The following is an 18,538-nucleotide window of genomic DNA, read 5'->3' as shown; positions in this document are numbered from 1 at the left end:
GAGCACCATACTCCCCGCCCGCGCCCGGCACACCGTCCCCTCAGGCGCCGTCCACCAGCTCTTCGAAGGACGTGACGCCGTCCAGCACGGTGAAGCAGATGCACGCGGGGCCCTGCAGCGCGGTGAAGTCGTGCAGCGAGCCGTCCGTCTTCTCCAGCTCGTCGCCGGGCCACACCTCGTGGCCGGTGTCCTCGCGGAAGCCGCCCTCCAGCACCAGGTTCCACTCGCGGCCCAGGTGCGCGTGGCGCGGGTAGCGGACGCCGGGCATGAGGCGCACGACGGCGGCCATCATCCCCTCGCGCCCGGGCCCCGTCTCCACGGGCATCAGCTCCACGCCCTCCACCGGGCCGGGCATCCAGTTGTTGGAATCCGCCATGGACTCCAAGAGCTCGCGGGCCCGGCCTTCCGTCACGTCCAGGAACGCGGCCACCTTCCCGGCCCAGCGGGCGAAGCGGCCGGGGCCCTCCATCTGGCCCATCAGCCGCGTGAGCCCCTCGGGCGGAGGCGTCACCGGCGGCAGGAGCGCCCCCAGCGCATCCACGGCGGGCGTCAGCCGGGCCAGCTCCGCCCGGCAGCGCGCACAGCCGTCCAGGTGCCGGGCCACGGCGTCGCGCCGGGCCGGCTCCAGGGTCCCGAGCAGGTACTCGGGGAGGATGTCGTCGAGGTGTTCCATGCGCTCCTGAGACGAACGTTACGGACGTATCACGTCGCGTAAACATCTATACGCGTCCGCGCCAGTGGCGGATTTTCGCTGTCTCACACCGCGACGGCGAAGTCCCGCAGGGCCGCGTTGAGGCTGGTCTTCTGGTCCGTGGACGCCTTGCGCTGCCCGATGATGAGCGCGCACGGGACCATGTACTTCCCGGCGGGGAACTGCTTCTCCCGCATGCCCGGAATCACCACGCTGCGGGCCGGCACGCGCCCCTTGTGGACGACCTCCTGGGGGCCGGTGACGTCGATGATCTGCGTGGACGCGGTCAGCACCACGTTGGCGCCCAGCACCGCCTCCTCCTCCACCACCACGCCCTCCACCACGATGGAGCGGCTGCCCAGGAAGGCGCCGTCCTCGATGATGACCGGCGACGCGGAAGGCGGCTCAAGGACGCCGCCCAGGCCCACGCCGCCCGACAGGTGGACATGGCGGCCCACCTGCGCGCACGACCCCACGGTGGCCCAGGTGTCCACCATGGTGCCCGCGCCCACCCGCGCGCCGATGTTCACGTACCCGGGCATCACCACCGCGCCCCGCTCCACGAAGGCGCCGTAGCGCACGGTGCCCGGGGGCACCACGCGCACCCCCGCCGCGTCCAGGCCCTTCTTCAGGGGCACCTTGTCGTGGAACTCGAAGGGGCCCACCTCCATCACCTGCATCTCCGACACGGCGAAGAACAGGAGGATGGCCTCCTTCACCCAGGCGTTGACCCGCCAGCCCTCCGGGCCCTTCTCCGCGACGCGCAGCTCACCGGCATCCAGCCGCGCCAGCGTCTCGCGCACCGCCGCCACGGTGTCCGCGTCCTTCAGTTTCGCCCGGTCCGCGAACGCCGCGGACACCCGCTGGGAGAGCTCTTCGAGGGATGTCGCCATGACGCGACGTTGAATCACACTTCAGCGGCCCGCGCCGCTCCTGAGTGTCCACCGTCCGACGCCAGACGCCGGCCTCAGACGTGCGTCGCGCCCGGCACCAGCGCCAGCGGGTGGGTCAGCGACAGGATTTCCCCGTGATGCTGCTTGTCCGCGTCAACCAGCGGACCGGTGCCCTCGCGCAGCACCACCGCGCCGGCGAGCACGCGGCCCACGGCGGACAGGGGCACTTCCTTCCAGTGGTGGTTGAAGGGCGAGTGCCGGACATAGAGGTGCTCCTGGCCGATGAAGGCCACGTAGCCCAGGTGCTTGCCGTCCGCCGAGCGGACCCGCATGCCGCCAATGATGGAGCGCCGCTCGAAGGGCGTGTCGTCGAAGGCCATCGGTCGCTTCCTCCCATTCCCGTGCGGGGGAAAGGTGGGGACGGCCGTCGGGCGGAGCGACCCGCCCGGCCATGAGCCTGCCCCCTGGCCGCCCGGCCCCCCAGCGAGCCCGGTGTTTCCCCGCACCTGGACGGGGGCGCTCCCGTTAGCTTGCGCCCGCCATGACGACCTCCGTCTTCCCGCCGCTGCGTGCCGCCTACGACCCGGAAGCCTTCCGGACCACCGCCCACGCCCTGATGGATCAGCTCGCGGACTACCTGAAGGCCGCGCTCGTGGGAGGCGCGATGCCGGTGCTCCCCTGGGCTCCGCCCGCGGTGAACCAGGAGCGCTTCGCCACGGCCTTTCCGGAAGAGCCGCCCCAGGAGCTGTCGGGGGCCTTCGCCGCGCTGATGGCGCGCGTGCTGGAGGGCTCGCACCACCTGCACCACCCGCGCTACGTGGGCCACCAGGTGACGGCGCCCGTGCCGCTCTCCGCGCTGTGCGACGCCGTGTCGTCGCTGCTCAACAACGGCATGGCCGTGTACGAGATGGGCCCCGTCGCCACCGCGATGGAGCACCACGTGCTCGCGTGGATGGCCTCGAAGCTGGGGCTGCCCTCCAGCACCCGGGGCGTGCTCACCTCCGGCGGCAGCGCGGGCAACCTCACCGCCCTGCTCGCCGCCCGTCAGGCCAGGGCCGGCTACGACGCGTGGAACGGCGGCGCGCACGCGGGGCCGCCCCTGACGGTGCTGGTGCCGCGCTCCGCCCACTACTGCCTGGCCCGCGCGGTCCGCATCATGGGCTGGGGCGAGGGCGGCCTCACCCCGGTGGACGTGGACGACCGGTTCCGGGTCCGGCCGGATGCCCTGGAGGACGCGCTCGCGGCGGCCACCCGCGCGGGGCGCAAGGCCATCGCGGTGGTGGCCAGCGCGGGCTCCACCGCCACCGGCGCCTTCGACCCGCTGGAGCCCGTGGCGGACTTCGCGCAAGCGCACGGCCTGTGGTTCCACGTCGACGGCGCGCACGGGGCCGCCGCGTCCCTGAGCCCGAAGTACCGCGCGCAGGTGAAGGGCATCGAGCGCGCGGACTCCGTGGTGTGGGACGCGCACAAGGGGCTGCTCATGCCCGCGCTGGTGACGGCCGTCCTCTTCCGGGACGGGGCGCGCTCCTTCGACGCCTTCTCCCAGGAGGCCCACTACCTCTTCCACGGCGACGGCGACGACGCGCGCCCCTACAGCGACGTGGGCCTGCGCACGCTGGAGTGCACCAAGGAGATGATGCCCCTCAAGGTCTACGCGTGCCTGTCCGTGCTGGGCACCCGCGTCTTCGAGGAGGCCGTCACCGCGTCCTACGACCAGGCCCGGCGCTTCGCCGCCATGCTCACCGCCGCCCCGGACTTCGAGCTGGCCCTGGAGCCCGACTGCAACATCGTCTGCTTCCGCCACACCCCCGCGCACGTGCCACCGGAGGGCTGGGACGCACTCCAGGTCCGCCTGCGCGAGGCGTTGGTCTCCCGTGGAAGTTTCTACCTGGTGCAGACGCGGTTGCCCCGGGGGGTGTACCTGCGGACGACCCTCATCCACCCGCTGACGGGGGATGCGGACCTCGCGGCCCTCCTGGACGCCCTCCGGGGGGCGGCCCGGCCCTGAATTTTGTGTGCAAGGGAGTCGCCCGGACGGAGGAAATGCGATAGGGCGGGGCCGCCATGCTCGTCTCGCTCGTCATTCCCGTCTACAACGAGATTCCCACCCTGGCGGAAATCCTCCGCCGCTGCACCGCCGTGGACTTCCCCAAGGAGCTCGTCCTCATCGACGACTGCTCCAAGGACGGCAGCCGCGAGTTCCTCCGCCAGCTGTCCGAACAGGGCCTGGACGTCCTGGGCGGCACGCCGAAGAACCGGAACGAAATCCGGGTGCTCTTCCAGGAGAAGAACCAGGGCAAGGGGGCCGCGCTGCGCCGGGGCTTCGCCGAGGCCACCGGGGACATCATCCTCGTGCAGGACGCGGACCTGGAATACGACCCCAAGGACATCCCGCGCGTCATCCAGCCCATCATCGATGGCGAGGCGGACGTCGTCTTCGGCAGCCGCTTCATCGGGTCGCCGCGCCGGGTGCTCTATTACTGGCACACCGTCCTCAACAACATGCTCACCACGCTCTCCAACATGACGAGCGGGCTGAACCTCACGGACATGGAGACCTGCTACAAGGCCTTCCGCGCCGAGGTCCTGCGCTCCGTGCACGTGGAGGAGGACCGGTTCGGCTTCGAGCCCGAAATCACCGCCAAGGTGGCGCGCGGCAACTGGCGCGTCTTCGAGGTGCCCATTAGCTACCACGGGCGCACCTACGAGGAGGGCAAGAAGATTGGCTGGAAGGACGGCGTGCGCGCCCTCTACGCCATCGCGAAGTACTCCGTGAAGCGCTGACGGCCGCCCGGCCGCTGTCCGGGGAAGGATGCGGCCGACACCGGGGGCGCGGGGTCAGAATGCAGGGAAGGGAACAGAGGGACCGGCGCGGTTGGTTGTCCAGCGAGCGGCGCCCCCGAAGGGGTTCCGGCTTTTCTTCCTCCGTATTGCGGCGCGTAGTAGTTTCGACAACGCACTCCGTCTGAAGGGCGGGGAAGTTTCGCGGCCCTTCCGAAAGTTTCCGTCCCCGTATGTTCGACTGGCTCCACACCCTGTTTTCGCGCGACCTCGCCATCGACCTGGGTACGGCGAATACGCTCATCTACATCCGCGGTCAGGGCATCGTGTCCAACGAGCCCTCCGTCGTGGCGGTGCAGCAGGACTCTCGCGGCGGCAAGAAGGTGCTCGCCGTGGGCAAGGAGGCCAAGGAGATGCTCGGCAGGACGCCGGGCAACATCGTGGCCATCCGGCCCATGAAGGACGGCGTCATCGCGGACTTCGAAATCACCGCCGCGATGCTGCGCTACTTCATCCAGAGCGCGCACAACCGCAAGACGCTGGTGAACCCGCGCATCATCATCGGCATCCCGTCCGGCATCACGGAGGTGGAGCGCCGCGCGGTGCGTGAGGCGGCCGCCAACGCGGGCGCGCGCGAGGTCTACCTCATCGAGCAGCCCATGGCCGCGGCGATTGGCGCGGGCCTGCCGGTGACGGAGCCCAGCGGCAACATGATTGTGGACATTGGCGGTGGCACGTCCGACGTCGCGGTCATCAGCCTCGCGGGCATCGTGTTCGCCAAGTCCGTGCGCATCGGCGGCGACAAGCTGGACGAGGCGATCATCCAGTACGTCAAGCGCAAGTACAACCTGCTCATCGGTGAGCGCACGGCGGAGCTCATCAAGATGGGCATCGGCACGGCGTACCCGACGGACGAGGTCATGACCATGGAGATCAAGGGTCGCGACCTGGTGGCCGGCGTGCCGCGCACGCTGACGGTGTCCAGCGACGAGGTCCGCGACGCGCTCGCGGAGCCCGTCAACGGCATCGTGGAAGCGGTGAAGCTGACGCTGGAGCGCACGCCGCCGGAGCTGGCCGGTGACATCGCCGACCGCGGCATCGTGCTGGCCGGTGGCGGCGCGCTGCTCAAGAACCTGGACACGCTGCTGCGTGAGGAGACGGGCCTGCCGGTGTTCCTCGCCGAGGATCCGCTGTCCGCCGTGGTGATTGGCGCGGGCAAGGCGCTGGAGTCCTTGGACATCCTCCGCCAGGTCTGCCAGCCGGGCTGAGCCCTTCGGCCTTCGCTGCACCGTGACGGCGCCGGACCTCTTTCAGGGGTCGGCGCCGTTCGCGTTTCCGGGGGTCGTGGCGGGAGTGGCCCGGGGCAGCGGCAGGCCCGTGGGCGTGACGATGCGGGCCTCGCAGTTCGGGCGGCGGCCCTCTCGGTCGTCCGCCCTGCGGGCCTGCTCCTTCACGAGGTCCCCTCGCAGCATGACGCCCGGGGGCAGGGACTGCTCCACCTTCGTGTCCATGCAGGCGTCTAAGGCGCGGCGCATCCAGGGGCCGGCGGCGCGGACCGCGAAGCCGCCCAGGGCGTCCATGCGGGCAAGGCCGTCCAGCCGCTCGGTGAACACCGGATAGCCATCCTTCGCGTCGCGCCGGGCGTGCACCAGGGTGGCGGCGGCGCGCAGGCCCGGAGCCAGACGGGTGAGCTCCGGTCCTGGGGCGCGCGAGGTGGACACCACCGCGTTTCGCAGCGGTTCTCGCGCGAGCAGCAGCGGCAGCGCGGCGTTGAAGAGCTGCTTTGCCCTGGCATCGCCGGTGCGAGTGAGCTCCAGGGCGAGCAGCGCGCTGACCTCTGGATCCAGGCGGGACAGCACGGACTCGGGTTCGCCCACGGCCTGCTTCAGCGCGCGCATCGGGTCCCGCAGCGTGTCCCGGGTGAGGCGAAGCACGGCGCTGTCCACGGGGGACGCCACCGCCGCGAGCTCCGAGTCCTTCGGCGAGCGCTGGCCGGTGAGCAGGTCCAGCAGTGCCATCCGCTCCGGCTGGCGCGCCAGGGTGGAGGGAATCCAGTCACGCATCACATAGGACGTGTGCTCGGGCCCGGCGGCCGCGGCCGTGCGTCCGGCCAGCACGAGGAAGTCCCAGGTCCGGCGGCGCGGGTCCTCGCCGTAGCGGCGCACCGCGGTGGTGGCCGCGTCGCGGAGCTGCGCGCGCAGGAGGATGCGCACGTCCAGCTCCAGCGCCTCCACGGTGTCCGGAGGGTGCTTCTCTCCGAGGGTGTTCAACAGCCTCGCCGTCTGGACGACGTAGTCCTGGCGCTCGCTGTCACTCCAGGCCTGTGAGCCCCCGAGTTCGAAGCGCCACCGCGCATCCAGCCACGCGCGGTTCACGTCGGGCGAGTCGGGGAAGCGCCGAGCCAGCTCCTGGTACGCGGCGACGGCCTCCGCGGTGCCCGGGGGCGGCAAGCTCGCGCGCTGGAGGTAGAGGGCCGCCAGGGGTGAGTCCGGATGCTGCTGCGCGTGCTCCAAGTAGCGCGCGCGGGCCGTGTCCCCCTGGCCGATGAAGCGCATCAGCGACAGCGCCAGTGCCTGCGCGGCGGGGTCCTCCTGCCAGGTGTGCATCAGCATCTGCGCGTAGTCTCGCGTGGCGCGCCAGCGCAGGGCGTCCGGTAGGTTCGCGGGCGCCTGGGAGTCGAGGAGGAGGAAGGCCCGCGCCGCCATCTCACGCGCGAGGGTGTTGCCCGCCTCCACCTCCGCCACGGCGGACGCCACGCGGCTCGCGTGCTGCCAGCGTCCTGCTTCCGCGAAGGCGCGCGCGGAGGACTCCCAGTTCGAGGTCCTGACGGAGAGCTGCTCGCCCGACTGGAGCACCGAGGCGTTCTCCGGCAGGGACCTGGAGCGGGAGCTCGCGTAGGAGTCCTCCGGATCCGGGACCGCCTCCAGCGTCGCCACGCCCTTCACGTTGTAGAGGATGCGCTCGCCATCGGTGGGCAGCGTGAGTTCCTCGATGACTGATTCCTGGCCGGGCCAGGTCGTCACCGCGCGGAGCAGGTCATCTCCCAGCTTCACCCGTCCCTGCTCCTGAGCACCGGGTGCCACGACCCAGTGCTCGCCGCCGATGCGCACGTCCACGGGGCGGGACAGGCCGTTGACGACGGTCACGGCGCGCATGCTTCGCGCATCCATCCACACCACGCCCGCCCCGGCCACGGCACAGAGTCCCAGCACCATCGCGGCCAGGGCGCCCGCGCGGTGGCGAGACCGTCCGCGAGAGGGAGGCACCTGCCCGATGACCTGCACGGAAGCCTTGCCGTCCGTGCGCACGAGGTAGCCGTCCAGCGGCCACACCGGAACGCCCAGCACCGTCACCGTGCGCTCGGCGACGAAGGGTGCATCCGGGGCGGCGCCGCGAGGAGGAGCCCCCTTCCACTGGACGCCGGTCCCCAGCACGGAGGACGTGGGAGGTGGACGGCTCGCGATGACGAAGGCGCGTCGGTCCTCCACGAGCGCCGTTAGCAGCGTCCGGGTGGGCCCGGGAGGCTCAAGCTCCAGCCGGCGGCAGAGCGCCGAGTGCACGGCCCAGGCATCCCCCCGAGCCAGGGCATCCGACAGCGCGGCATCCGGCAGCAGCTCCGCGAGACGCGGCGCACGCTCCAGCAGACCACTGGGGTCCGAGACAGGGGTGAGGGCCATGGGCCCGCATTCAACCGGGACCCAGCGGGGTAGAGGCAAGTCCCCAAGCCCTGAATCCCGTCAAACCCAGGCCCGCGCCACCCGCCGCGCTCCTTCAAACCTGTCCGACTGTCGGACAGGTTCGTGCGGTGCACCTTCGGCGGGGCGAGGCATGCCCCTTGCCTTGAATCCCGATCCCCCCGGCTCGAAGCTCCCGCGCCATGGATGCCTTCGACATCGTGATTGTCTCCGTCATCGTCGCGCTCGGGGTCGGGCGCTTCCTCGTGATGCGCGACCAGCGCCGCGCGCCCCCTCCGGAGGACTCGGCCCCTCGCAAGCCGACGACGCAGCGCATCGCCGGGCGCGTCTTGCTGGGGTACGCCTACGCGATGGCGCTGTTCCTGATGGTCCGCTTCCTCATCAGCCGGATGTGACCGAAACCGGTTTGCGTCCCGCCGTGAGCACGTTTGATGTCTTCCCCCATGAACCCATGGCTCGTATCGGGGCTGGTGTCCCTCGTGCTGGGGGTGTACCTGCGCCGCTGGGATGAACACGGCCCCACCGGGGGCGTCATCGACCGGCGGCGCCTCACGCCCCTCCAGATCACCTACAGCGTGCTGCTGGCGTATCCGTTCTGCGCGGCCTACGTCGCCCTGGACCTGCACCTGGGCTCCTGAGCGCACGAAGCGCCCAGGGCCCGGGGCCACAGGCCTCAGTGCTTGCCGTACTCCAGCTTCACGCCCTTGCGCTGCGCGTAGATGTACGCCTCCATCGCGCGCATCTTCGGGTCGCCGTCCGCCAGCGGCTTGCCGCGCACCGGGTTCTCGATGCACCAGTTGATCATGTCGCGCAGCAGCGCCGTGCGGCCCAGCTGCACCTGGTACTTCGGATAGGTCTCCGGGTGCGTGTTGGCGCCGTCCGGATGGCACATGTCGCATGACACGCCCACCGTGCCGCCCAGCGCCTCCGCGTCGTGGAACACGCGGTGGCCCTCCTTCACGGTCGCCTGCACGGAGTCCGCCCACACCTGCTCGTCGCGCTCGGAGAACGCGCCGTAGGTGTGGCCCGTCTGCACGTTCGCCTTCTGCTGCTGGGGCACCGCGCTCGCGCCCGTCCGCGCGCCCACGCCGCCCTGGCGCACGTCGTTGCCCGAGGGCTTCGCGCCCGGGTTCGGCTGCGGCGCGGGCGGCGGGTTCTTCTTCGCGGACGGCGGCGCGGCCTGCGCCAGCACCGGGCCGGGCACGTCGTCCCAGTTCGCGTTCGGGTTCTTCTTGCGCCAGTCATCCATCAACTGCGCCGTCGCGGAGATGGCCTGGGCTCGCGTGAGCTTCTGGCCATCCTTCACGCCCGGCACTTCCATGGACGTCTCACCGTCGCACAGGCCCAGCACCAGGTTGCCGTCCTTGGACGCGGGCAGGACGTGCTTGGGCAGTGGCTCCGGCTTCGACTCCGGGGACGTGGCGAGCGCCACGCCGCCGGCGAAGGACAGGGCCGCGCACGGGACCACGAGCAGCTTCATTCGCAGGTTCATGGGAGGCGGTTCCTCTTCCGGTCCTAGTAGGTGGGCAGCTTGGGCTTGGGGGGCGCGGCCTGCTTGCCGCTGGAGCCCAGGTAGCTGGCCCGCACGGTGATGGGGTCGCGCTGCCAGAGGTTGTAGAGCTTGTCCACGAGCCCTGACTCCAGCACGTCCATGCGGCCGTCCCCGCAGCCGTCGAACTGGCTGAACGGATCCGCGCGGTTCATGGGCACCGTGAGCGTGGGCAGACCCTCCGGCGCGTACGGCCACGGCCACGCGGTGGACAGCATCCCGTGGAAGGAGATGTTGCCGATGCGGTTGCTCAGGAGCTGGTGCGTGTGGCCGTGGATGACGGTGACCTTCTCATACGGCTTGAGAATGGCCTGCACCTCGTCCGCGTCGTCCGTCCAGAAGTTCCAGGGCTTGTAGTACTTGTAGAGCGGCGAGTGGCTGAAGACGATGAGCGGCGTGTTCTTGGCCACCTTGGCCAGGTCGTTCTGGAGCCACTGGCGCTGCTCGGCGCCCACCTCGAAGCGGGACTGGATGCCATTGTCCAGGCCGGCGACGATCTTCATGCGCTCCATGGGGGAGAGCTTCCGCTCCGTCCAGAAGTCCTTCTCGTGGATGGAGTTGAGCACCACGAAGTGCACGCCCTTGTGGTCGAAGGAGTAGTTGGGCGCGCCGAAGAGGTCCTTCCACAGCTCGCCCATGTCCAGGAACCAGTCGTGCTCGCCCACCATCATCTTGATGGGGGCCTTCACCGACTTGAGGATTTGCGCGCCCAGCTTGAGCTCACCGGCCTGGCCCAGCTGCGCCAGGTCACCGCCGAAGAGGACGAAGTCCGGCTGGGGATCCAGCGCGTTCACGTCGTCCACGGCCTTGAGGATGGCGCGCACGAAGCGGTCGTTGAGCTTGTTCTCGTACAGGTGCGTGTCGGAGATGTACGCGAAGGAGAACTTCGGCTTCTCCCCCTGCGCCTCCGCCACGTTGACCAATTGGAAGCTGTTGGGCGTGAGCTTGCCCATGCCCGCCACGATGCCCGCGGAGATGCCGGCGACGCGCATGAAGGCGCGGCGGTCCAGCTTCTTCAGGCCCTCGAAGAAGGCCTCGCGCTCGGCGTAGTGCTTCGTCTCGATGCTCTGGAACTTGTTGGCCATGGCGCGCCTCCGTTAACGGGGTTTGACTGCCGGGACGGCGGACGCCGGGGTGACGTCGCCGTAGAAGCCCAGGTCCGCCGGGTTCTTCACGTTCAGGTCCGGGTTGGGCGCCAGGTCTCCCAGGTTGCCCTTCTTGCCCAGGGCGACGGCGGTGTCCCGCTCCGGCCGGGTGTTCTTCCGGGCGCGCTGCTTCGCCAGCTGCTCCTTGTTGAGCTTGTCGAACTTCGTGTCCGTGAGCGTGAAGAGGAACGCCACCAGGTCGTCGATTTCAGGCTCCGTGAGCCCCAGCCGCTGCATCCCCCCGTCGAGGAAGGGATTGGGCACGCCGCCCTTGTTGTAGTGGTCCATCACGTCCCACAGCGTGGTGAGCGACCCGTCGTGCATGTACGGGCCGGTGATGCCCACGTTGCGCAGGGTGGGCGTCTTGAACGAGCCCACGTCGTTCTCCTGCTTGGTGACGAGGAAGCGGCCCAGCTCGGAGAACTCCGTCTGGAGCGCCAGCTCGTCGATCTGCTTCTCGTCGCCGGTGCGCACCACCTGCACGCCCTTGCGCGCCAGGGTGACGAAGTCCTGCTTGTGCGCGGCGACGCCGATGTTGTGGAACTTCTGGTCGCTGAACAGCGGGGAGACGGCGTTGCCCGCGTGGCAGGAGTTGCAGCGCGCCTTGCCGTTGAAGAGCGCCCAGCCGTTCTTCTCCGACGCGCTGAGCGCCTTGGCGTCACCCATGATGAACTTGTCGAAGCGCGCGTCGCCGGAGAACTGCATCCGTTCGAACGCGGCGATGGCGACGGCCAGGTCGTCGAAGTTGGGCTCGCGGCCGAAGACCTTCTGGAAGTCGGTGACGTACTCGGGGATGCCGCGCACCTTCTTCACGACGGTGTCCGCGTCCGGCATGCCCATCTCACGCGGGTTGAGGATGGGCAGCTTCGCCTGGTCCTCCAGCGTGCCAGCGCGGCCGTCCCAGAACTGGGTGGCGTTGAAGAGGGCGTTGAGCACGGTAGGGCTGTTGCGCGTCACCTTCTGCCCCTTGACGCCCTCCGACAGCGGCTTGCCGTCGGTGAAGCCCAGCTCCGGCTCATGGCACGTCATGCACGCCACGGTGTTGTCCACCGACAGGCGCTTGTCGCGGAAGAGCTTCTCCCCCAGCGCCACCCGCTCCGGCGTGGGCTCCAGGCCCTTGGGCACCGACAGCCGCCACAGCGTCGCGGAGACGCCCGGCGGCAGCGGCGGAGGCGCGGAGGAGGCCTGCTGCGAAGGCGGAGACGCTGCCAGTCCCACGCCGGAGTTGAGCACCACGGCGAGCACCGTGACGACGCCCGAAGGCAGCCGCATGAACCCCTCCCACCCGTTCTCAAGAGCCGCCGCGGGACATCCGCGCGGGTCCGAGGCCGGTCGGCGCATTTCACGCAACTCCCGCCAACCACTCAATAGTCTCTAGGTCGTCGGGGAGGGGGAAGTGTCTGGGATTGGAACGTCAGACATCACGGGTTGCCAACCGTGGGAAGAAAGCCACGCGTGGGCTTCATCTTTCCGTCCGTGCGCGACAAGGAAGTCCACGCGGTCGCCCGCGACGGGGATGGCGGACTCGTCGAAGAGGACGGTGCCCGCGTCTCGCTCCAGCACGAGCGGCACCAGCGCCTCCTCCAGGGTGCCGGTGGCGGGAGGCAGGATGGCCGCGACCTGCGGGGCCTCCAGGCGCCAGGACTCGCGCGTGACGGCGCCCTGTTCACAGCGCGCCACCCAGGCGTCCAGGTCGCGCTCCGCGCCGAAGAGGATGTGACCGCCGGTGGAGCTCACGGTGTCGGTCGTCACGCCGACGTGGCCCCGGTGCAGGGCGGTGTAGCTGCGGGCAGTGCGCAGGAGGGCGCGCACGCGCTCGGCGAAGAGGAGGTTGACGCCCTCGTTGTGGGTGAGGCCCACGAAGCCCTGGCGCCCTTCCGGCTCCGCGCGCAGGAGCGTGCGCTCCTCCAGCCCGTTGCCGAAGAGGACCCGGAAGCCCTCCTGCTGCGCCCGCTTCAGCGTGGCGTCGCTGGAGTCCACGAGGAGCACGGCCTCGTCGCGTGCCTGGAGCGCCTGCGCCACCTGCCTCGCGAGCGCGTTGGCGCCCAGCAGGACGTAGCCCTTCGGCACCACGCGGCGCACGCCCAGGAGCCCCGCGACGAGTCCTCCGGACAGCCCCTGCACCACCACGGTGACGCCGATGACCAGGAACACCAGGGCGCGCAGGGCCTGGCCCTCCTCGACGCCCTGGGCGCCCAGGCGCGTGGCGAACAGCGATGCCACGGCGGCGGCGACGATGCCTCGCGGGCCCAGCCACGCGATGAAGGCCTTCTCGTTGCGCGACAGGCCGGAGCCGGTGGTGGACACGGCGACGGCCACCGGCCGCACCACCAGCATCAGCACCAGCACCGTGGCGAGCCCGCGCCAGCCCAGCGCCGTCACCTGGGACAGGCGCATGTCCGCGGCCAGCAGGATGAAGAGCATGCCCAGCAGCATCAGCGTGAGCTGCTCCTTGAAGGCGAGCACCTCGCGGCGCGCGGGCACCTTCCCGTTGCCCACCACGAGGCCCGCGGCGATGGCGGCCAGCACGCCGCTCTCCGGCGCCAGCGCGTTGCTCACCTGGAAGGCGCCCAGCACCAGGGCCAGGGCGAAGACGTTGGTCATGTCCTCGGGCACCCAGGAGGACTTGCGCAGGCCCACGGTGATGAGGAGCCCCGTGACGCCGCCCACCGCGAGCCCCACGCCCCAGCGCGAGCCCAGCGCGCTCACCAGCAGCCACGGTCCCTCTTCCGCGTGCAGCGCCATGTCCAGCGCGACCACGGCGATGATGGCGCCCACGGCGTCCACGAAGATGCCCTCGGCCTCCAGCACGGTGGCGACGCGGTGGGTGACGCGCACCCGGCGCAAGAGTGGCGTGATGACGGTGGGGCCGGTCACCATGACCAGGGTGCCGAACAGGGCGGACACCTTCCAGTCCCAGCCCATCAGGGCGCGCGCGGCCAGGGTGCCGCCCACGGCGGTGACGGCCGCGCCCAGCGTGACGAGCCGCTGGATGGAGCGGGCCTCGCGGCGCAGCTTGCGCACGTCCAGGCTCATGGCGCCCTCGAAGAGGATGACGGACACGGAGAAGCCCACCACGGTCTGGAGCGCGGGCCCCAGGGACGCGGGCCGCACCCAGCCCAGGACCTCCGGCCCCAGCAGCACGCCCGAGGACAGGAGCACGACGATGCCGGGCACGCTCAGGTGCCGGGCCAACAGCTGCGCCAGGATGCCGGCCACCAGGGACAGGCCGAGCGTCAGCGAGGGATTGTCGAAGGAAGCAGAGGCCATGGATGCGGCCGCGCACCGTAGCCGCTCGGCCCTGGCGTGCGACGCCGGCTCCCAGGCGAGGGTTGGCCGGGAGACGGAGCCCGGCGGGTCAGGCGTCCGCTTCGCTCGCGACGGCGACCAGCGCGCCGACGAGGGTGTCCATCTCCCAGTCGATGGCGAACACCGCGGCCTGGACCCGCGCGGCATCCGGGGCGTTGCCGGCGAGCAGTGACCGCGCACGGCGGAGGGCCGCCCCCAGGCCTTGCGCTTCGAGCAGGTGCAGGGTCCCCGTGATGGACTCGCACGCGCGCTCGAACGCGTCGGCGGCGCCCTTCTTGAGCGCCGCCGTGAGCGCGGGCCGGGCCTGCTCCAATGACTGGACGGAGGAGCGGGCCAGCGCCGCGCCCGCCTGCGAGTCACCCGCAGCCCACTGCCGCAGCTTCGTGAAGCTGAAGTCCGGCGGAAGGACCAGCGCGCTCGCGGCGGCTTCGGGAGCCCGGGGGGCCGCTTCCGGTGGCTGCGCGGGCACCTCTGGGGCCTCGCGGGACGTGCAGCGGGCCATCTTCCGGAAGAGGACGCTTTCGTCGAAGGGCTTGCCGATGAAGTCCGTGAACCCCGCGGCCAGCACCTGGCTCTCCTGCCAGATTCGCGTGGAGGCCGAGATGGCGATGACGGGAATCTGGCGGAGCCGTTCGTCCGGGAGCTGCCGGATGACCTTCAGCGCGTCGTAGCCATCCAGCACCGGCATGTGCAGGTCCATGAGGACGAGCGCGTAGCCTCCCTGGCGAAGGCGCTCCACCGCCTCGCGCCCGTTCCTGGCGGCGTCGAACGAAACACCCCAGTGCTCGAACCAACGGGCCAGCACGTAGGTGTTGACCTCGTTGTCCTCCACCACGAGCACCTTCAGGCCCCGCAGGGCCTGCTGGGACGACGCGCTGCTGGGTGCCGCGCCCTCGGTGGCCGCTCCGGCCACGGACTTCAAGCGCAGGTCGAAGGAGAAGCAGGTCCCCTTTCCCACCTCGCTCTCCACGACCATCTTGCTGCCGTGCAGCGCCACCAGCTTCCGGCTGATGGAGAGGCCCAGCCCCGTCCCGCCGTACTTCATCCCGATGTCGTAGTTCGCCTGGGTGTACTCCTCGAAGATGGCGGCCAGGCGGTCCGGTGCGATCCCGATCCCCGTGTCGCGCACCTGGAAGGACAGGTCACACGCGTCGCCGTCCTGGGAGTGGAGGGCCACGCGGACCGTGACCCCACCCTTCTCCGTGAACTTGAGAGCGTTGCTCACGAGGTTCGTGAGGATCTGCCCGAGCTTGACCGGGTCTCCCAGGAGCCCGGCCGGGACCCGCTCGTCGATGTCCATGTGGAGCCGCAGCCGCTTCTCCTCGGCCCGGGCGGCCTGGCCGTTCAGGATGTCGCCCAGCAGCTCCCGGAGGGAGAACTCGCGCTGCTCCAGCGTGAGCTTGCCCGCTTCAATCTTGCTCCAGTCCAGGATGTCGTTGACCAGCGCGAGCAGGTTGCCGGACGCGGAGCCGAGGATGCGCAGGTACTTCGACTGCTTGTCGGAGAGCGGCGTCATCCCCAACAGCCGCGTGGCGGCGGTGATGGCGTTGAGCGGGTTGCGGATCTCATGGCTGAGGGTCGCGAGCAGCGCCGCCTTGGACTGGGCCAACTGCTCGGCCTTGCGGCGGGACATCAGCAGCTCGCGCTCGTAGCGCTTGCGCTCCGTCATGTTGAAGAGCGTCGTCCGGATGGAGCGCGGTCTTCCGAGCGCGTCCCGCTTCAGCATGGAGTTGATCAGCGCGGGCAGCGGACGGCCGTCGGCACAGATGAGGTCCAGCGAGAGCTCGTGGACGAAGCCCTGCATCTGGAGCAGGGGCGCGTAGTGGGTCTCGTGGAAGATGCGGCCCGCGACCGTGAGCAGCTCCCAGAAGCGCTTGCCCCCGAGCAGGTCCTCCCGCGAGTAGCCCGTCCAGGTCAGGAAGGTCTGATTGACCCTGAGGATGCGCCCCTCCGGGCTCGTGGAGAGATAGCCGCACGGAGCATTCTCATACAGCTCCTCCGCCGAGTCCTCGGAAGGCGCCTTCCCCGGCTCCGTGTCGGCGCGGCCTTCCATCTTCAGGAGCCCAGGAAGGGCTTCATCGCCGCGACGGTTTCCTCGGGAGCACTCAGGTTCGGGCAGTGGCCGGTCGCCTTGAGCAGGACCATCTGGCCCGCGGGCAGCTTCCGGCACACGTACTCGCCCACCGCCTCCCCCGCGATGACGTCGTTCGAGCACTGGAGCACGAGGGAGGGCGTCTTCACCTTCGGCAGGTCCGCCCTGTGGTCGGAGAGGAAGGTCACGCGCGCGAACTGCTTCGCGATCTCCGGGTCCATGCGGCAGAAGCTGTTGGTGAGCTCCGTGCCCAGCTCCGGCCGGTCCGGGTTGCCCATGATGACGGGCGCCATGGTGCTGGACCAGCCCAGGTAGTTGTCGTCGAGCGACTCCAGCAACTGCAGGATGTCCTCGCGCGAGAAGCCCCCGACGTACTCGCCGTCGTTGATGTAGCAGGGCGAGGGGCCGATGAGCACGAGCTTGTCGAAGCGCTCCGGCTCCTTGATGGCCGCCAGCACCCCCACCATCGCGCTCACCGAGTGACCGACGAAGACCGCCTCTTCGAGCGCCAGCTCGTGGCAGATGCGCAGGACGTCGTCGGCGTAGCCCTCCAACGTCGCGTACCGGTTGCGGTCATAGGCCGCGAGGTCCGAGCCGCCCGCCCCCACGTGGTCGAAGAGCACGGTGCGGTAGTCCTGCTCGAACGCGGGCGCGACGAAGCGCCACATGTTCTGGTCGCAGCCGAAGCCATGGGAGAACACCAGGGGCTGCGCGCCCTCCCCCTTCACCTTGACGTTGTTCCGGGCGAGGACGTTCATGGGTCGCTCCAGTGAGGGGGAAAAGCTTCAGGACAGCCGTAGGCCTATGGGTACCAACAGTCAACCCATGAATAGGTGAAGGAATCCCCGCGCGATGGATCCATTCTTTCCTGGGGGAAGAGTCCAGCGCTGACAGCATTCATCGCCCGAGCGTCTCAGGGCTCCGGGACGCGCAGTTCACGTGAGCGCAGCAGCATCGCGGACGCCGTCGCGGGAGCGAGCACCGACGCGATGATGATGCTCCAATCCCATGCACCGCGCGCGCGGGCGGCGTTGAAGCTGACCGCCTGAATCAATGTCAGACAGGCATCCGCGGTGGTGAGCCTTCCCAGCAGCGTGGCCAGCCCGTCGCGCCAGCGGCGCAGCAGCAGGAGCAGGCCCGCGATGAGCGCCACGTCGAACGCCACCCAGCCGTGCTGCACCCACGGCGAGGGGAACCAGTGCGCGCTCATGGGCAGCGCGAGCAGCACCGTCCACGGCACCAGCAGCGCGGTCAGCGTGCGCACGAAGAAGCGCGGACGGCGCAGCAGGGTGACGAGCCCGAAGCGCACCAGGCTTCCGCGCGCGAAGGCCCGGAGCGCGTCGTAGATGGCCCACGGCGCCGGTTCGTCCTTCGGGTGGGACAGATAGAGCGTCGTCCACGCGTGGGGCCGGAACTTGGCTTTGAAGGAGCGCAGGCCCTCGAAGTCGAACAGGGGCCTGCCGGCGCGGCGCGCGAACTTGAGCCACGGCCGCACCGGGCCCGCCAGCGGCGCCAGCCCCAGCGTCACGTACTTGCGCCCGTTCACCGCGGCGGCGCGCATCGCGGCGTCCACCAGCGTCTCCGCCGTGCCGTTGGGCGCGGTGGGCTCGCGCAGCAGGTCCTGGAGGAACCAGCCGTCGCGCGCGTACACGGGCGTCACCGACAGGAAGCCCACCACGCGGCCCTCCACCTCCGCCACGAAGGCGCGGCGCTCGCGGGCGAAGGCGCCCGGGGCCAGCCCCACCAGGAAGCCCATGGTCGCCATGCGGCGCGACGCGAGCCAGTGCTCGGCCAGCACCTCCACCGCCGCGCGCAGCGGATGGCCTTCGGTCTCCATCACCTCGGCGGGGACCTCGCGCACGCGCACGCCGTGGGAGCGCGCCCGGCGGAGCTGCTCGCGCAGGCTGCGGCTGCCCTTCACCACCGCGTCCCAGTTCGCCGGGTCCCACACCGGCTGCTCGCCGATGGGCAGCTCCTCGAACGGGACGAGCTGTGAGAAGCGCGCCTCCGTGGCGAAGAAGTTCACGCGCCGGCCCGCGCTCCGGGCCGCCCGGTGGAAGGCCTCCACCACGTCCCGCACGCGCTCCGGCGCGGCGATGGGACCTCCGCCCGCCACCCACGCGCCGCCCGTGTCCACGTACGCGATGCACCCGTCCCCTTCCGCGGAGAACCAGTACTGGAAGCCCGGCTGGAGCACCTGGAAGGACGTCGCGTTCCAGCCATGCCGCTTCAGCAGCGCCAGCACGCGCTCGCGCACGTCGTCCGCGTCGCGCGCGGTGTCCGGGTGGGGGTCGCTCATGGTGTTTGCATTCAAACCAATACCTCCCGCCGGAGCGGCCCGCCAGCCCAAGCCGCCTGGGGGGCAGGGCCCCTCCTGGACGGA

16 protein-coding genes are annotated in these 18,538 nt (G+C 70.4%); 5 read left to right on the top strand and 11 right to left on the bottom strand.

Going from position 1 to position 18,538, the window contains the following annotated elements; translation table 11 throughout:
- Window positions 1-40: 40 nt before the first annotated feature.
- The 3 genes from JYK02_RS25325 to JYK02_RS25315 all read right to left on the bottom strand — a co-directional run bounded on the left by JYK02_RS25325 (window position 41) and on the right by JYK02_RS25315 (window position 1,964).
- On the bottom strand, window positions 41-673 hold the full coding sequence (locus tag JYK02_RS25325) for a cupin domain-containing protein (protein WP_207054690.1): 633 nt from the start codon (window positions 671-673) through the stop codon (window positions 41-43).
- 83 nt (window positions 674-756) lie between these two features.
- Window positions 757-1,584, bottom strand: a complete 828-nt coding sequence (locus JYK02_RS25320; RefSeq protein ID WP_207054688.1) for a 2,3,4,5-tetrahydropyridine-2,6-dicarboxylate N-succinyltransferase — start codon at window positions 1,582-1,584, stop codon at window positions 757-759.
- Window positions 1,585-1,658: 74 nt separating this feature from the next.
- Entirely contained in the window at window positions 1,659-1,964 is a 306-nt protein-coding gene (locus JYK02_RS25315) for a hypothetical protein (protein WP_207054686.1), read from the bottom strand.
- A gap of 161 nt (window positions 1,965-2,125) precedes the next feature.
- On the opposite strand from JYK02_RS25315, the gene JYK02_RS25310 reads away from it, so the two are divergent.
- The 3 genes from JYK02_RS25310 (at window position 2,126) to JYK02_RS25300 (ending at window position 5,633) form a co-directional block, all read left to right on the top strand.
- On the top strand, window positions 2,126-3,592 hold the full coding sequence (locus tag JYK02_RS25310; protein ID WP_207054684.1) for a pyridoxal phosphate-dependent decarboxylase family protein: 1,467 nt from the start codon (window positions 2,126-2,128) through the stop codon (window positions 3,590-3,592).
- A 56-nt stretch (window positions 3,593-3,648) separates the two neighbouring features.
- Window positions 3,649-4,368 carry a glycosyltransferase family 2 protein gene (locus JYK02_RS25305; protein WP_207054682.1) on the top strand — a complete coding sequence of 240 codons (720 nt, stop codon included), beginning with the start codon at window positions 3,649-3,651 and terminating at the stop codon, window positions 4,366-4,368.
- A 230-nt stretch (window positions 4,369-4,598) separates the two neighbouring features.
- A complete protein-coding gene (locus JYK02_RS25300; protein ID WP_014400170.1) occupies window positions 4,599-5,633 on the top strand; it encodes a rod shape-determining protein in 1,035 nt (344 codons plus the stop codon).
- A 42-nt stretch (window positions 5,634-5,675) separates the two neighbouring features.
- Here JYK02_RS25300 and JYK02_RS25295 read toward each other — a convergent pair whose 3' ends face one another.
- Complete coding sequence (locus JYK02_RS25295) at window positions 5,676-8,042, bottom strand: hypothetical protein (RefSeq protein WP_207054680.1); 2,367 nt, start codon at window positions 8,040-8,042, stop codon at window positions 5,676-5,678.
- A gap of 200 nt (window positions 8,043-8,242) precedes the next feature.
- Between JYK02_RS25295 and JYK02_RS25290 the strand changes: the two genes are divergently transcribed.
- Together JYK02_RS25290 and JYK02_RS25285 are read left to right on the top strand one after the other, a co-directional pair.
- Window positions 8,243-8,455 (top strand): hypothetical protein, encoded by a 213-nt coding sequence (locus tag JYK02_RS25290; RefSeq protein ID WP_207054678.1) that lies wholly within the window; start codon window positions 8,243-8,245, stop codon window positions 8,453-8,455.
- Between the two features lie 48 nt (window positions 8,456-8,503).
- The gene (locus JYK02_RS25285) at window positions 8,504-8,698 is read left to right on the top strand and encodes a hypothetical protein (RefSeq protein ID WP_207054676.1); all 195 of its coding nucleotides are present in this window, start codon (window positions 8,504-8,506) and stop codon (window positions 8,696-8,698) included.
- A 35-nt stretch (window positions 8,699-8,733) separates the two neighbouring features.
- Here the strand turns inward: JYK02_RS25285 and JYK02_RS25280 are convergent, their stop codons facing one another.
- The 7 genes from JYK02_RS25280 to JYK02_RS25250 form a co-directional block, all read right to left on the bottom strand.
- Window positions 8,734-9,552, bottom strand: a complete 819-nt coding sequence (locus JYK02_RS25280; protein ID WP_207054674.1) for a c-type cytochrome — start codon at window positions 9,550-9,552, stop codon at window positions 8,734-8,736.
- Window positions 9,553-9,575: 23 nt separating this feature from the next.
- Complete coding sequence (locus JYK02_RS25275) at window positions 9,576-10,694, bottom strand: metallophosphoesterase family protein (RefSeq protein ID WP_207054672.1); 1,119 nt, start codon at window positions 10,692-10,694, stop codon at window positions 9,576-9,578.
- A 12-nt stretch (window positions 10,695-10,706) separates the two neighbouring features.
- Window positions 10,707-12,026, bottom strand: coding sequence for a cytochrome-c peroxidase (locus tag JYK02_RS25270; protein WP_207054671.1), 1,320 nt, complete (start codon window positions 12,024-12,026; stop codon window positions 10,707-10,709).
- A 102-nt stretch (window positions 12,027-12,128) separates the two neighbouring features.
- Window positions 12,129-14,024, bottom strand: a complete 1,896-nt coding sequence (locus JYK02_RS25265; RefSeq protein ID WP_207054669.1) for a cation:proton antiporter — start codon at window positions 14,022-14,024, stop codon at window positions 12,129-12,131.
- Window positions 14,025-14,112: 88 nt separating this feature from the next.
- Window positions 14,113-16,116 (bottom strand): PAS domain-containing hybrid sensor histidine kinase/response regulator, encoded by a 2,004-nt coding sequence (locus JYK02_RS25260; protein WP_207054667.1) that lies wholly within the window; start codon window positions 16,114-16,116, stop codon window positions 14,113-14,115.
- A 2-nt stretch (window positions 16,117-16,118) separates the two neighbouring features.
- Entirely contained in the window at window positions 16,119-16,913 is a 795-nt protein-coding gene (locus JYK02_RS25255) for an alpha/beta fold hydrolase (protein WP_207054665.1), read from the bottom strand.
- Window positions 16,914-17,068: 155 nt separating this feature from the next.
- Window positions 17,069-18,454 (bottom strand): bifunctional lysylphosphatidylglycerol flippase/synthetase MprF, encoded by a 1,386-nt coding sequence (locus JYK02_RS25250; protein WP_207054663.1) that lies wholly within the window; start codon window positions 18,452-18,454, stop codon window positions 17,069-17,071.
- Window positions 18,455-18,538 lie beyond the last annotated feature (84 nt).

It is taken from the genome of Corallococcus macrosporus, from assembly GCF_017302985.1.
Classification (GTDB): Bacteria; Myxococcota; Myxococcia; order Myxococcales; family Myxococcaceae; genus Corallococcus; species Corallococcus macrosporus_A.
The sequence above is the reverse complement of the archived record's forward strand: the minus strand, read 5'-3'. Positions and strand labels throughout refer to the sequence as shown.

What these genes read in the sequence shown, in the direction of transcription:
- JYK02_RS25325 (WP_207054690.1), bottom strand. Translation starts at nt 673, where the DNA reads ATGGAACACCTCGACGACATCCTCCCCGAGTACCTGCTCGGGACCCTG.
- JYK02_RS25320 (WP_207054688.1), bottom strand. Translation starts at nt 1,584, where the DNA reads ATGGCGACATCCCTCGAAGAGCTCTCCCAGCGGGTGTCCGCGGCGTTC.
- JYK02_RS25315 (WP_207054686.1), bottom strand. Translation starts at nt 1,964, where the DNA reads ATGGCCTTCGACGACACGCCCTTCGAGCGGCGCTCCATCATTGGCGGC.
- JYK02_RS25310 (WP_207054684.1), top strand. Translation starts at nt 2,126, where the DNA reads ATGACGACCTCCGTCTTCCCGCCGCTGCGTGCCGCCTACGACCCGGAA.
- JYK02_RS25305 (WP_207054682.1), top strand. Translation starts at nt 3,649, where the DNA reads ATGCTCGTCTCGCTCGTCATTCCCGTCTACAACGAGATTCCCACCCTG.
- JYK02_RS25300 (WP_014400170.1), top strand. Translation starts at nt 4,599, where the DNA reads ATGTTCGACTGGCTCCACACCCTGTTTTCGCGCGACCTCGCCATCGAC.
- JYK02_RS25295 (WP_207054680.1), bottom strand. Translation starts at nt 8,042, where the DNA reads ATGGCCCTCACCCCTGTCTCGGACCCCAGTGGTCTGCTGGAGCGTGCG.
- JYK02_RS25290 (WP_207054678.1), top strand. Translation starts at nt 8,243, where the DNA reads ATGGATGCCTTCGACATCGTGATTGTCTCCGTCATCGTCGCGCTCGGG.
- JYK02_RS25285 (WP_207054676.1), top strand. Translation starts at nt 8,504, where the DNA reads ATGAACCCATGGCTCGTATCGGGGCTGGTGTCCCTCGTGCTGGGGGTG.
- JYK02_RS25280 (WP_207054674.1), bottom strand. Translation starts at nt 9,552, where the DNA reads ATGAACCTGCGAATGAAGCTGCTCGTGGTCCCGTGCGCGGCCCTGTCC.
- JYK02_RS25275 (WP_207054672.1), bottom strand. Translation starts at nt 10,694, where the DNA reads ATGGCCAACAAGTTCCAGAGCATCGAGACGAAGCACTACGCCGAGCGC.
- JYK02_RS25270 (WP_207054671.1), bottom strand. Translation starts at nt 12,026, where the DNA reads ATGCGGCTGCCTTCGGGCGTCGTCACGGTGCTCGCCGTGGTGCTCAAC.
- JYK02_RS25265 (WP_207054669.1), bottom strand. Translation starts at nt 14,024, where the DNA reads ATGGCCTCTGCTTCCTTCGACAATCCCTCGCTGACGCTCGGCCTGTCC.
- JYK02_RS25260 (WP_207054667.1), bottom strand. Translation starts at nt 16,116, where the DNA reads ATGGAAGGCCGCGCCGACACGGAGCCGGGGAAGGCGCCTTCCGAGGAC.
- JYK02_RS25255 (WP_207054665.1), bottom strand. Translation starts at nt 16,913, where the DNA reads ATGAACGTCCTCGCCCGGAACAACGTCAAGGTGAAGGGGGAGGGCGCG.
- JYK02_RS25250 (WP_207054663.1), bottom strand. Translation starts at nt 18,454, where the DNA reads ATGAGCGACCCCCACCCGGACACCGCGCGCGACGCGGACGACGTGCGC.